At 68.6% G+C, this 12,640-nt stretch carries 9 protein-coding genes and 1 pseudogene; 3 read left to right on the plus strand and 7 right to left on the minus strand.

What is annotated here, in order from left to right:
- Nucleotides 1–283 precede the first annotated feature (283 nt).
- From ABT025_RS38135 to ABT025_RS38150, 4 genes are all read right to left on the minus strand, one after another.
- A complete protein-coding gene (locus ABT025_RS38135) occupies nt 284–982 on the minus strand; it encodes a vWA domain-containing protein (protein ID WP_351003292.1) in 699 nt (232 codons plus the stop codon).
- Between the two features lie 237 nt (nt 983–1,219).
- Nucleotides 1,220–2,134, minus strand: coding sequence for a carbohydrate ABC transporter permease (locus tag ABT025_RS38140; protein WP_351003294.1), 915 nt, complete (start codon nt 2,132–2,134; stop codon nt 1,220–1,222).
- Entirely contained in the window at nt 2,131–3,045 is a 915-nt protein-coding gene (locus ABT025_RS38145) for a carbohydrate ABC transporter permease (RefSeq protein WP_351003296.1), read from the minus strand. The genes ABT025_RS38140 and ABT025_RS38145 overlap by 4 nt, the downstream gene beginning before the upstream one ends.
- A 16-nt stretch (nt 3,046–3,061) precedes the next feature.
- Complete coding sequence (locus ABT025_RS38150) at nt 3,062–4,351, minus strand: ABC transporter substrate-binding protein (RefSeq protein ID WP_351003304.1); 1,290 nt, start codon at nt 4,349–4,351, stop codon at nt 3,062–3,064.
- Nucleotides 4,352–4,614: 263 nt separating this feature from the next.
- Between ABT025_RS38150 and ABT025_RS38155 the strand changes: the two genes are divergently transcribed.
- Nucleotides 4,615–6,657 (plus strand): NPCBM/NEW2 domain-containing protein, encoded by a 2,043-nt coding sequence (locus tag ABT025_RS38155; RefSeq protein WP_351003298.1) that lies wholly within the window; start codon nt 4,615–4,617, stop codon nt 6,655–6,657.
- Between the two features lie 189 nt (nt 6,658–6,846).
- Here the strand turns inward: ABT025_RS38155 and ABT025_RS38160 are convergent, their stop codons facing one another.
- Nucleotides 6,847–7,803, minus strand: coding sequence for an ROK family protein (locus ABT025_RS38160; RefSeq protein WP_351003300.1), 957 nt, complete (start codon nt 7,801–7,803; stop codon nt 6,847–6,849).
- Between the two features lie 182 nt (nt 7,804–7,985).
- Between ABT025_RS38160 and ABT025_RS38165 the strand changes: the two genes are divergently transcribed.
- Together ABT025_RS38165 and ABT025_RS39625 are read left to right on the plus strand one after the other, a co-directional pair.
- Nucleotides 7,986–9,014, plus strand: coding sequence for a LacI family DNA-binding transcriptional regulator (locus ABT025_RS38165; RefSeq protein ID WP_351003302.1), 1,029 nt, complete (start codon nt 7,986–7,988; stop codon nt 9,012–9,014).
- 116 nt (nt 9,015–9,130) lie between these two features.
- Nucleotides 9,131–10,951 (plus strand): hypothetical protein, encoded by a 1,821-nt coding sequence (locus ABT025_RS39625; RefSeq protein ID WP_502972128.1) that lies wholly within the window; start codon nt 9,131–9,133, stop codon nt 10,949–10,951.
- A 97-nt stretch (nt 10,952–11,048) separates the two neighbouring features.
- Here the strand turns inward: ABT025_RS39625 and ABT025_RS38175 are convergent, their stop codons facing one another.
- Together ABT025_RS38175 and ABT025_RS38180 are read right to left on the minus strand one after the other, a co-directional pair.
- Nucleotides 11,049–12,347, minus strand: coding sequence for a DUF6986 family protein (locus ABT025_RS38175; RefSeq protein ID WP_351003305.1), 1,299 nt, complete (start codon nt 12,345–12,347; stop codon nt 11,049–11,051).
- A gap of 182 nt (nt 12,348–12,529) precedes the next feature.
- Nucleotides 12,530–12,640, minus strand: a pseudogene (locus ABT025_RS38180) (electron transfer flavoprotein subunit alpha/FixB family protein); the annotation flags it as partial.

Below are 12,640 nucleotides of genomic sequence, written 5' to 3' on the forward strand. Positions count from 1 at the left end.
CGGTTCTCCGGGGGCCGCGTCCGCGGGCTCCGGTTGGAGCGGTGTCGGGACACGTTGCGGATGGCGGTGGGGCGTAGGCGTCGGGCCCCGGTCCATCAGGCCCGGGGCTCAGTCATGCGGTGACCGCTGTCCCGTGAGCCGTGGTGGATCGGCGCGCGGCGTTGGATGCGATGCCTCGCAAGGCGGAGGGGCGTCCGCATACTGGATGTGTCCGGGCGTTCCGACAATGCGGCGAGGTGCCGTAGCTGTCGTCGTGCGCCCGCCAGGGACTGCGGGACAGCCCTCAGCGGAGGATGCCCGCCTCCTTGGCGGCTCTCAGCCAGTCCGGGTACTCGCCCATCAGCTCGTCGTACAGGGTTGCGTCCGACAGGGCCTTCGGGTTTCGCCCGGCCGGGAAGAAGCCCGCGTTGTCGACGACGCGCTTCTGCGGAACCTTGAGGTCGTCGAGCTTCCGCAGGAACTTGAACTGGTCGCTGCCGTATCCGATGAACTGCCAGAAGATCGGCAGCCTCGCAGCCTCACAGAGGATCTTCTCCGTCTCCCGCTTCGAGTCGGGCGACCCATCTGTCTGGAAGATGACGAATGCCGGGTCCGTCGCTCCGGACTGTTCGTAGTGCTCGATGACTTCGAGCATGGCCGCGCCGTAGTTGGTCGTGCCCATGTGGCCGAGGCTGTCGTGTATTCGGTTGATGCTGCCCTCGTAGTTGTCGAGGCTTACGTCGACGACGGGGTGGGCGTCGGAGTCGAAGAAGACAACGGGCACTGTGCCGTCATCGTCCAGGTTCACCGAGAGTCCGAGAGCCTGCTCGGCAAGGTTCTGCACACTGCCGTCACGGTAGTAGGAGCGCATGCTGCCCGACCGGTCGAGCACGAGGTAGACGGCTGCCCGCTGCCCGTTCAGCCCTTTCTTCTCCAGGCTGATCGCTGCGGTCTTCGCAAGGCTGACAAGGCCGACGGGGACCTTGCTGAAGTCGACCGGCATGCTGCTCCTTACGGCGGGTGCATGGATCCTAATACGCCACGTGTGCGTTCGAGTGGGCTTCGCCGGGGCGGTCACGGCTGGATGTGGCAGGTGTGAGGTGTCTGCGGCGCCCGCGTCCAAGTGGGTGGGCCATGCGTACCCGCTCGATCACACCGAAGGTGTGCGCGCACGTCCTGCCGGAGGCTGACCGGTGGGACAGGCGGCTGTGGATGCCTGGTTCGATTCCCCTGTCAGCCGCTACCCCTTGCTGGACCCCAGCGTGAGTCCCGCGATGAAGTGCCGCTGGAGCAGCAGGAAGACGATCAGGGTCGGAAGAGCGACGATCACCGAGCCGGCGGCGAGCAGGTTGTAGTCGGTGAAGAACTGGCCCCGCAGGTTGTTCAGCGCCGAGGTGACCGGAAGTTTGTCGCCGTCCGAGATGAAGACCAGCGCCCAGAGGAAGTCGTTGTACATCCAGGTGAACTGGAGCGTGCCCAGGGCGGCGAGCGCCGGGCGGCACAGGGGCAGGGTGATGCGCCAGAACTGGGTCCAGACGCCCGCCCCGTCCACGACGGCCGCCTCCAGGATCTCCTGCGGGAGCGTCCGCATGAAGTTGGCCAGGACGAAGACGCAGAAGCCGAGCTGGAATCCGACCTGGACCAGGATGACGGCCCAGTAGGAGTCGAACATGGTCATCGAGTCGGACATCCAGTAGGGCAACGGGATGCGGTTGAAGACGACGTACAGCGGGGTGACGATCACCTGCTGCGGGAGCAGGTTCCCCGCGGTGAAGAGCATCAGCAGGACGAGGCCGCCACGCATCCTCAGCCGGGCCAGAGCGAACGCCACGAACGAGGCGAGGAACAGGGTGATGAGGACCCCGGGCACCGCGATGATCATGGTGTTGACGAAGTACTTCGTCATGCCGGAGTCGGTGAACGCCTGCCGGTAGTAGTCCAGCGAGAGATGGCGGGGAAGCGAGAAGTAGCCGTGTTCCGAGGTCTCGTCGTAGGGCCTGAGCGAGGCGTACACGGCGAGCAGCAGCGGGGCGAGAAAGGCGAGCGAGACCGTCATGAGGAAGGCGTGGACGCCGAGCCGGCCGGGCCGGATCCTGCGCCGGGACGTGACGGGGACGGGTGGTGCCGGACGGGCGGCGGCTGCTTGTGTGGTCATCGGTCCTTCTCCCCTCGGATCTCCTGGACCAGGTACGTCACGACGAATCCCAGGGAGACGGCCAGCAGGACGACGGCGATGGCGGAGCCGAACCCGATACGGCTGGCCTCGCCGATGATGTTGTCGGTGACGAGCACCGAGAGCAGTTCCAGGCCGTTACGGCCGTGGTTGACGGCGTAGACGATGTCGAAGGCACGGAGCGACTCGATGACGGTGATGACGCCGACGATGACGTTGACCGGGCGCAGTGTCGGAAAGACGATGCGGAAGAAGGTCTGGGACTCGCTCGCCCCGTCGATGGCGGCGGCCTCCTTGAGGGAGGAGTCCACGGCCTTGAGCCCGGCAAGGTAGAGGATCATCACGTAGCCGGTGTGGCGCCAGGCCGCGGCGAGCAGGACCATCCAGATGTTGAGGTCGGGATCGCCCAGCCAGTCGGTCGGCGATGCGGTGTCGCCGACGATCGCGTTGAGGGCCCCCTGGTCGCGGGAGAAGACCAGCTGTGTGATGAAGCCGACCACGGCGAGGGAGAGCACCACGGGCATGTACAGCGTCGACTGGTAGAAGCGGCTGAAGCGCACGCCCCTGTCGATGAGTACGGCGAGGAGCAGCCCGAACGGCGTGGCGACCAGGCCGAGGAAGGCGAGCCAGAGCAGGTTGTGGCGGGCGGCCGGCCAGAACTGCGGGTAGTTCGTGAAGAGGTTCGTGTAGTTGCGTGTTCCGACCCACTCGATGTCGCCGATGCCGTCCCAGCTGGTGAACGAGAGGGCGACGGAGGCGAGGGTCGGCCCCCACACGATGGCGATGTCGAGCAGGACGGGTATGCCGAGCAGCGCGCCGAGCACGAAGAGGTCGCGGCGGGTGAACCGCCGCGAACCCCGTCGTCCGGTGCGCCGCCCCGAGATGAACGACACGGTCGGTACTCCCCGTTCAGTCCGAGGCGAAGATGGTCTTTTTCTGCCGTTCGATGTCGTTGACCAGGCCGTCCACGTCGTTCGGACTGCTGATGAACTTCTGGATGGCCTGGATCATGACCGTGGACGAGAAGTCCGGCCGGGTGTCGCGGTCCAGGAACTGGGAGATCTGCTTCGCCCCCGACACCAGCTCGACGGCCTTCTTCTGGATGTCGGAGTACTGGGAGGTGTCCGCCTGGTCGCTGACCGCGATGTTGTTCGGGTCACTCTTCAGGTAGATGTCCTCGGCCTTGCCGGTGGCAAGCCACTTCAGCAGGTCCTTGGCGCTCTCCAGGCTCTTCTCGTTCTTGAGGTTCTTCGACTTCTTCGCCAGCAGGAACCCGTCGATCGGCGCCTCGACGGCGTCCTGGCCGTGCTCCGGGTTGATGACGGGGAAGGGGAAGAAGTCGAGGTCGGCCTGCTCGGCCTTGGGGAACTGGGCTCCGGGGTGCGGCAGGCCGAAGACCGCCATGCCGGCCTCGCGCTTCTGGAGGCTGGTCGCCGCCTCCTGCCAGGTGCGGCCGTTGGCACCCTGCTGGCAGTACGGGAGCAGGCGCCGCCAGGTGTCGAAGACCTCCCGGACCCGCTTGTCCGTCCAGGCTTCCTCGCCGGCCATGAGGCTCTTGTGGAATTCGTATCCGTTGGTCCGCATGTTGATGTAGTCGAAGGTGCCCATGGCGGGCCAGCCGTCCTTGTCGCAGAACGCGATGGGGTCGAGCTTGTCCTTCTGCATCTGCTTGGCGAGGGCCACGTACTCGTCCAGCGTTTTGGGCGCCTGATAGCCGCGTTCGGCAAAGAGGCTCTTCCGGTGGAAGACGGCCCACGGATAGTAGTAGTACGGCGTGAGGTACTGCTTGCCGTCCTCGCCGGTGGACTGGGCCTTCAGAGCGTCCGAGAATCCCTCGTAGCCCTCCCAGTTGTCACTGATGTCGTACAGGAGCCCCTTCTTGGCGAAGAACTGCATGCGGTTTCCGGCGAACCACATGAAGACGTCGTCCGGCTTGCCCTGCAGATAGCGGTTGATGTTCTCCTGGAAGGTGTTGTGGTCAACGGTGTTGACCTTCACCTTTCGGCCGTCGGACTGATCGGCATAAGCCTTGAAGGCGTCGGCAAACGCCTTCTTCGGGACGGGGTCCGACGAGTTCGAGCCCAGGGTGATGGTCTTGCCGTCACCTCCGGGGGGCCCTCCGCACGCGGTGAGCAGTGCCGGGAGCGTGACCGCGCCGGCTCCGGCCGCCACGCCCCGCAGCAGACTTCGCCGGGACATCCGATGCCCCGCGACACTGCCGGGCAGATCTGACCTGTCGTACGAGTGCGCCATGACCCACTCCTCCGGATGGCAACCCAACACAACCGAACGTGCGATTGGATCTCACCCTCAACAAGCAGCGGCGTCAAGGGTTTTGACGAGATACCGAACAACCGGCACCACCCCTCTTCCAACAGACTCCAACACGCTCTAACGTAATCGCTCGTCTTGGCGTGCACATGACGCCACTCGATTCGGCACGAGTACGGAGGAACGTAACGATGCGTCATCTCCCAGGCCGTACCACCCGCACAAGCCGTCACAGAGTCGTCGGAGCACTCACCGCAGGCCTCCTGTGCGCGGCGGGAACCGCCGTTCCCGCCACCGCCCAGCCCCCGGCCTCCGTCCCGTCGCCGACGGCGGGTGCACAGGCCGGCAACGGCCTCGCGCTCACTCCGCCCATGGGCTTCAACAACTGGAACTCAACCCATTGCCGGGCCGAGTTCGACGAGGCGATGGTCAAGGGAATCGCCGACATATTCGTCGACAAGGGACTCAGGGAAGCGGGCTACGAGTTCGTCAATCTGGACGACTGCTGGGCGAAGCCGCAGCGCAATGCCGACGGCAAGCTGGAGGCAGATCCGGCGCGATTCCCGAACGGAATCAAGGCCGTCGCGGACTACGTCCACTCGAAGGGGCTCAAGCTCGGCATTTACACCAGCGCGGGCACCAAGACCTGCGACAGCGTCGGCCTTCCCGGCGCGCTCGGGCACGAGTTCAGCGACGCGCAGCAGTTCGCCGACTGGGGCGTCGACTACCTCAAGTACGACAACTGCAACAACCAGGGCGTGGACGCGAAAGAGCGCTACACGACGATGCGCGACGCACTCGCCGCCACCGGCCGGCCGATCGTCTACAGCATTTGCGAATGGGGCGAGAACAAGCCCTGGGAGTGGGCAGCCGATCTGGGCAACCTGTGGCGCACCACGGGTGACATCAACGACAGCTGGAGCAGCATGCTGTCGATCATGAAGCAGAACCTGCCGCTCGCCGCGGCCGCGGGCCCCGGCCACTGGAACGACCCCGACATGCTGGAGGTCGGGAACGGCGGGATGACGGACACCGAGTACCGCACCCACTTCTCCATGTGGTCGGTGATGGCCGCGCCGCTGCTCATCGGTTCCGATCTGCGCACGGCGACCCCCGAGACGTATCAGATCCTCTCCAACCACGAAGTCATCGCCGTCGACCAGGACCCGCTGGGCAAACAGGGCACGGTCCTCTCCTCCGACGGCGGGCGCTGGGTCGTCGGCAAGGAGATGCAGGACGGCAGCCGGGTGGTGGCGCTGTTCAACGAGACCGGGAGCGCGCAGCGGATCTCGACGACGGCCGCGGCGGCGGGGCTTCCGCAGGCGGACGCGTACACCGTGCGCGACCTGTGGGCGCACACCACGCGCAACACGGCGGGCGGTCTCTCCGCGACCGTCCCGGCCCACGGGACGGTACTGCTGCGCGTCGCCGCCGAAAGCCACTGGGCGGCGTATCCACCGGCCGTGGAACTGGCCCTGGACGGGAGCCCGTTGATGGAGGCCGGCCGCACGGTCCGGCTGACGACCGCGGTCACCGATCTGGGCCGTACACCGGCAGTGAAGGTGTCGGCCGCACTCACCGCACCGTCCGGCTGGCAGGTCAGTGCCGACTCCCCGGCCTCGACGGCAACCCTGCCGACGGGCAGGGCGCTGACCACGCGCTGGCGGGTGACGGCTCCGGCCGGCACGGCCACCGGCACATACGACCTGACGCTCACCGCCCGGTACCGCTCGCCCTCCGGGATGCGGGTGCGGTCCTCCGTCCCGTTCCAGGCCCATGTGGTGACGGCTCCACCGCCCGGCGGAGGCTATCTGAGCGATCTGCCCCAGCTCTCCGCGGCCAACGGCTACGGACCGGTCGAGAAGGACACCAGCAACGGTGAGAGCGCCGCGGGCGACGGCCATCCGCTCACCATCGGCGGCGAGGTGTACGCCAAGGGGCTCGGCGTGCACGCGGCCAGTGCCGTCGAGTACTACGCGGGCGGCGCGTGCAGCACCGTGACGGCCCGCGTCGGGGCCGACGACGAGAAGGGCGCGAAGGGAAGCGTGGCCTTCGAGATCTGGTCGGACGGCACGAAGGCGGCATCGACCGGGGTCCTGACCAACGCGATGGCGGCACAGTCCGTCTCGGCGAACGTCAGCGGCGCGCAGGTCGTACGTCTGGTGGTCACCGACGGTGGCGACGGCGTCGACTCCGACCACGCCGACTGGGCGGACCTCCGCATCAGCTGCTGAGGCCGCCTGCGCGAGGCACGCGGGTGGCGGCGTCCGACGTCGTCGCCACCCGTCGCCGCGGCGCCCGACGGGAGCCGCGCCCGTCGTCCAGGGTCTTTCGTCAGGATCGGGCCGGGCCCGGGCGGATCATGCCGGACTTCGCCGGCCCGGCATGATCCCGCGGGCCCGGCATGATCCGAACGAGACGCCCTAGACGGGAACGGCCCCGTCCGCACCCATGCGCGCGGCGAAGGCCGCCGCGGCCGCACCCACCAGCCCCGCGTCATTGCCCATGACCGCCGGTGTCACGGTCAGCCGCTGGACGAACGACAGCGTCGCGTACCGCCGCAGGGCGCTGCGCAGCGGGGCGAACAGCACATCGCCCGCGCCGGCCACTCCCCCGCCGATCACTGCGATGTCGATCTCGACCAGAGTCGCCGTCGCCGCGATGCCCGCGGCCAGCGCCTGCGCGGCCCGTTCGAACGAGGCGACGGCGACCGGATCCCCCGCTCGCGCCGCGGCCGCTACCGCCGCCGCGGTCGTGTCACCGTCCGGGCCCGGCCGCCAGCCGCCCTCCAGCGCCCGGCGGGCGATGTTGGGGCCGCTCGCGAGGCGCTCGACGCAGCCGCGCGCCCCGCACGGGCACGGGTCACCGTCGAGGTCGACGCTGATGTGCCCGATGTGGCCCGCGTTTCCGCTGGGGCCGGGGTGAAGTGAGCCGCCGAGGACGAGCCCGCCGCCGACTCCGGTCGACACGACCATGCACAGCGCGTTGTCGTGGCCGCGGGCGGCGCCCAGCCAGTGCTCGGCCGCCGTGATCGCGACCCCGTCGCCGACCAGTTCGACGGGGAGACCGCCGGTCCTCGCGCTCACCCGTTCCACCAGCGGGAAACCCCGCCAGCCGGGCACGTTCACGGGACTGACCGTCCCGGCCGCGGCGTCCACCGGGCCGGCACTGCCGATGCCGACGGCCGTGGCCCTGCCCCACAGCGGCGACGCGGACAGCTCCGACAGCACGTCATCGACCGCCGCCATCACCGTCTCGCCGTCCTCGCGGGCGGGCGTCGGTCGCTGCACCCGCACGCGGAGCGTGCCGTCGCCGTCCACCAACGCCCCGGCGATCTTGGTGCCGCCGATGTCCAGCGCGGCGACGAGGTCGGTATGCATCGGTGTGGCTCCGTGGGTGAGGTGGCGGGACCTGCGGCTTCAGTAAATGGTCTGCACAGTCTCCATTCCGCTGACAACGTTGTCCAGGGCCTATGCTCGACGCCACAGCCTCCGGCCCCTTCCGCGGTATCCTCCGCGGCCCCGGTCCGGATCGCCCGCACCCGACGACAGGACTGCACACCGTGGCCGAGACCACCCGTCGCCCCGAGCCCCGTTACGGCAACCGGCCGACCATGAAGGACGTGGCCGCCCGTGCCGGAGTGGGCCTCAAGACGGTCTCGCGCGTGGTCAACAGCGAGCCGGGCGTCACGCCTGACACCGAGCGCCGGGTCCAGGAGGCCATCGACGCGCTGGGCTTCCGACGCAACGACAGCGCGCGCGTGCTGCGCAAGGGCCGCACCGCCTCGATCGGCCTGGTCCTGGAGGATCTCGCGGACCCGTTCTACGGGCCGCTGAGCCGCGCCGTGGAAGAGGTCGCCCGCGCGCACGGCGCCCTGCTCATCAACGGCTCCAGCGCCGAGGACCCGGAGCGCGAGCAGGAGCTCGTGCTCGCGCTGTGCGCACGACGCGTCGACGGGCTCATCGTGATTCCGGCCGGCGACGACCACCGCTATCTGGAGCCGGAGATCAAGGCCGGCATAGCGACGGTCTTCGTGGACCGTCCGGCGGGCCGGATCGAGGCCGACATGGTGCTCTCGGACAGCTTCGGCGGCGCCCGCGAGGGCGTCGCCCATCTGATCGCCCACGGCCACCGCCGGATCGGGTTCATCGGGGACCAGCCCCGGATCCACACCGCCACGGAGCGCCTGCGCGGCTATCACACCGCCATGACCGACGCCGGGATCACGGTCGAGGACTCCTGGGTCTCGCTCGGCTCCACGGATCCCGAGCGGGTCCGTCCGGCCGCCGAGGCCATGCTCTCCGGCCCCGAGCCCGTCACCGCCCTCTTCGCGGGCAACAACCGCGTGACGGTCACCGCGGTGCGTGTCCTGGCCGGCCGGGAACACCCGGTCGCCCTCGTCGGCTTCGACGACATCGAGCTCGCGGACCTGCTCGGCATCACCGTCATCTCCCAGGACGCGGCGGCCGTGGGCCGCACGGCGGCCGAGCACCTCTTCCGTCGGCTCGACGGCGCCGACCACTCGCCGGCCCGCGTCGAGCTCCCGACGAGGCTGATTCCCCGCGGTTCGGGCGAACTGCGCCCGGTCTGAGAACACTTGAGCGGTTCCACACCTTCTGGCCTTCTAGGAGACGTGGTGCCCGGATCACTAGGATGTCGGACGCACTGCGCCCGTACTCCTAATTTCCGGGGAAGGTCAGAAGCAAGGTGAACGAACGCACTCTTGAGGCACTGGGCCTCGCTGAAGCGCCACGCGAACACCCGCTCATCTACCCGGGGACCTGGCCCGTGGAATCGGGTCTGCTGCATCGGAACCAGTACCTGAAGTTACGGCCCAAGCAGAACCGACGGCTTGCCCAGTGGCTGGTGGAGAGCCCGGACGACGGGTTCAGCGGCAACGCCACGTCGAGTCGTGCCGTACCACTCGACTATGCGCTCATGAGCGCCAACGAACCGCTGATCGGCGAGCGGTTCCCCGTACTCTCGATCGGCTCGAACGCCTGCCCGGCACAGTTGCGGCACAAGATGGACGGGCTGGGCGTCTCCTCGACCATTCCCATGGTCAAGGTCCGCTCCACAGGGATCGAGGTCGGGGTCTCCGCCTATGTGAGTCCGCTCGGCTACGTCTCGGCATCCCCTTTCCACACGCCGGGCAGGACCCGCGACCTGTTCGTCACGTGGCTGGACGCAGCCCAGTTGGAGATCGTCGACGGCAGCGAAGGAGTCTTCACACCCGGTGGCGAGTACGACCGGGTGTTCCTGCCGGCCGAAGGCTTCCCCGTCGAGATGCCCTCCGGTGAGCGGCTGGGCGGCGTCTACGCGTACGTGCACCGTTACGGCGTGCTCCACGACGGAACGGGGGCCCCCAGACCACACCCCGGCGAACGGCAACTGCTCACCGATCTGCTCTCTGAGTCACGGCGCCTGCGGGAGTGGTTCGGCGACACCCCCGAGGAGTTCAGCTCGCGGGCCCGCGGCGACGAACAGCTCTGCGAGAAGGGCACCCGGCTGTTCCAGGACGAGGAACGCACTACTCGGTCCGGGCTGGAGGGCCTTGTTTCCGAGGCGCCGTCACACATTCCGTACGACGACATCCACCCCACCAACGAGCTGCCGCCAGGAGCCTTCCACGCCGCTCGCACCCCCGATACGTACGACCAGCGCGGTTCGGGCGTGGTCAGGATCTCGGCCGGGCTCGCCGCCACGCTGCGCCACCCGAGCCACGTGATCGTTCAGAACGTTCAGATCCCGGCTGCCCGGCACGAGCGGCTGGGTGCACTGGCCAATGTGGTGGTCGCAGCCGATATCGACCGCGAGGACCGGCGAACCGTGCAGGTCGACCGCTCGCTGCGTATCTGTGTGGGGGTCGAGCCGGGCGAAGCGATCACGGTGCGCCCGGCCACGCTCCCCAAGGCCAGACACCGGTGGCACGATGTGCTGTTCGGCAAGCAGAGCTACATCACCTGCAGGATCCAGGACGGTGACCGCGCCAGCGCGGAGCACGAAGTCTGCCTGCTGGACGCTCTCACGCTTCAGCTCATCGGCGTGTCCAGCGGTGATGACGTGGTACTGGAAGGCTTCCCGGACGAAAACGGGATCGTGCCGGTCCTCGAGCTGAAGGCCATCCAGACGAGCGACGAGGTGCAGAACCGTCGGACCGAGCTGCACGGCGGCGACATGACCAGCCGCTATCCGAGCTCACTCGATGCACTCGGCACCTACCCGGATCTGCCGTGGGCGTTCCTGGACCGCAGGCTGTGGTCCGGACTCGGCGTCGAGGGACAGTGGTTGGCCACCGTACGCATCCGCTGCAGCCGTACGTACCAGCTCAAGAAGGAACTCCGCGAGATGGTGTTCCTGCTCGGCCTCGCGTTCATCGGCGTGGTCACTGTGCTGAACAGCATCCTTTGGCGGGTCACCAGCCTCGTCGTCCTCGTGCTGCTCGTCGGTGTCCTGGTGAGCATGCGGCTCCGCAGCAGACTCACCCAGCGCGCGCGGCGTTTCGGAGGCCCGATACAACGCCAGTGATCCGGTCGTCCCGGGCGCAGCGCACGGCAGCACCCGGGGCGACCGAATCGTTTGTGCAGAGCGGAATGTGCCCGCGTCGTCCGGAGCGTGGAACGGGCTACGGCGCCGTCACGGTCAGTCCGCCACGCCGCGGTGAGGCGAAGGCGTCCAGGTCGGCGCGGGTCAGTCCGGTCAGCCGGGCCACCTCCGCGGTGTCCAGCGCGCCGCAGTCGATGCCGCGCAGCAGGTAGCCGCTGAGCGCCTTGGCGGTGGCGGGTTCGTCCATCACGTCGCCGCCCGCCTTCGCCACGTATGCGGCGAGCCTGGCCGCGGCCTGCTCCAGGCCCTCGCGGTAGAAGGTGTAGACGGCCGCGTAACGGGTCGGGAGGTGCCCCGGGTGCATGTCCCAGCCCTGGTAGTAGGCACGGGCCAGGGCGCGCCGGGTGAGGCCGTAGTGGAGCCGCCAGGCATCGTGGACCCGGGGGGTGGGTCCCACGGGCAGGACGTTGGTGGAACCGTCGGAGACGCGCACGCCGGTGCCCGCGGCCGCCACCTGCATCACGGCCTTCGCGTGGTCGGCCGCCGGGTGGTCGCTCGCCTGGTACGCGGCGCTGACCCCGACGCAGGCGCTGTAGTCGAACGTGCCGTAGTGCAGGCCCGTCGCACGGCCCTGTGCGGCGTCGATCATGCGGGCGACGGCGGCGGTGCCGTCCGCGGCGAGGATCGACTGGCTGGTCTCGATCTGGATCTCGAATCCGAGCCGCCCCGAGGGCAGTGCGTGCACCTTCTCGAAGGCTTCGAGAAGCTGGACGAAGGCGGTGACCTGTTCGGGGTACGTCACCTTCGGCAGGGTGAGCACGAGCCCGTCGGGGAGGCCGCCCGCCTCCATCAGACCCGTGAGGAAGACGTCCGTGGTGCGGATGCCCCGGTCGCGTACGGCCGCTTCCATGCACTTCATGCGGATGCCCATGTACGGCGCTGCCGTGCCGTTCGCGTACGCCTGTGAGATCAGCCGGGCCGCACGGGCCGCGGCCTCGTCCTCCTCGGCGTCGGAGCGGGGGCCGTAGCCGTCCTCGAAGTCGACGCGGAGGTCCTCGACGGGCTCACGGCTCAACTTGGCGCGTACGCGGTCGTGGACGGGTCCGGCGAGGTCGGCCGGGATGCCGAGCACGGCGGCGAGGGAGGCGGCGTCGGGGGCGTGCTCGTCGAGCGCCCGCAACGCCTGGTCGCCCCAGGACCGGATGGTGCCTTCGGTGAAGGTGTCCCCGGGCACGTAGACCGTGTGGACGGGCTGGCGCGTTCCGGGGTCGCCCGGGTAGCGGCGGGCGAGTTCGGCGTCCACCGCGGTGAGGGAGGCGCTGATCCCGTCACTGACCGCACCGGCGAGGCTCGTCGCCACCTTCTCCTGCTGACCCATTTCCGCACCCTCCACGCTCTCATTGTTTCCGCTTCCCGGAATCAACAATCCGTATAGTGAAGTTATAAGGCTGCCGTATCTGCGTCAATGGTGATCGGAAACGGTGCGGGGCCGCGCGGTGGGTTCACCGTGCGGCCCCGGACTGTGGGTCCTGCTGTTCTGCTGTGTGCCGCCCGGCAGGGTCAGCCCTTGCGGGCGGTGACCTCGTCGGTGAGCTGCGGGACGACGTCGAAGAGGTCACCGACGACGCCGTAGTCGACGAGGTCGAAGATCGGGGCCTCGGCGTCCTTGTT

Source organism: Streptomyces sp. NPDC002809 (assembly GCF_040295435.1).
Classification (GTDB): Bacteria; Actinomycetota; Actinomycetes; order Streptomycetales; family Streptomycetaceae; genus Streptomyces.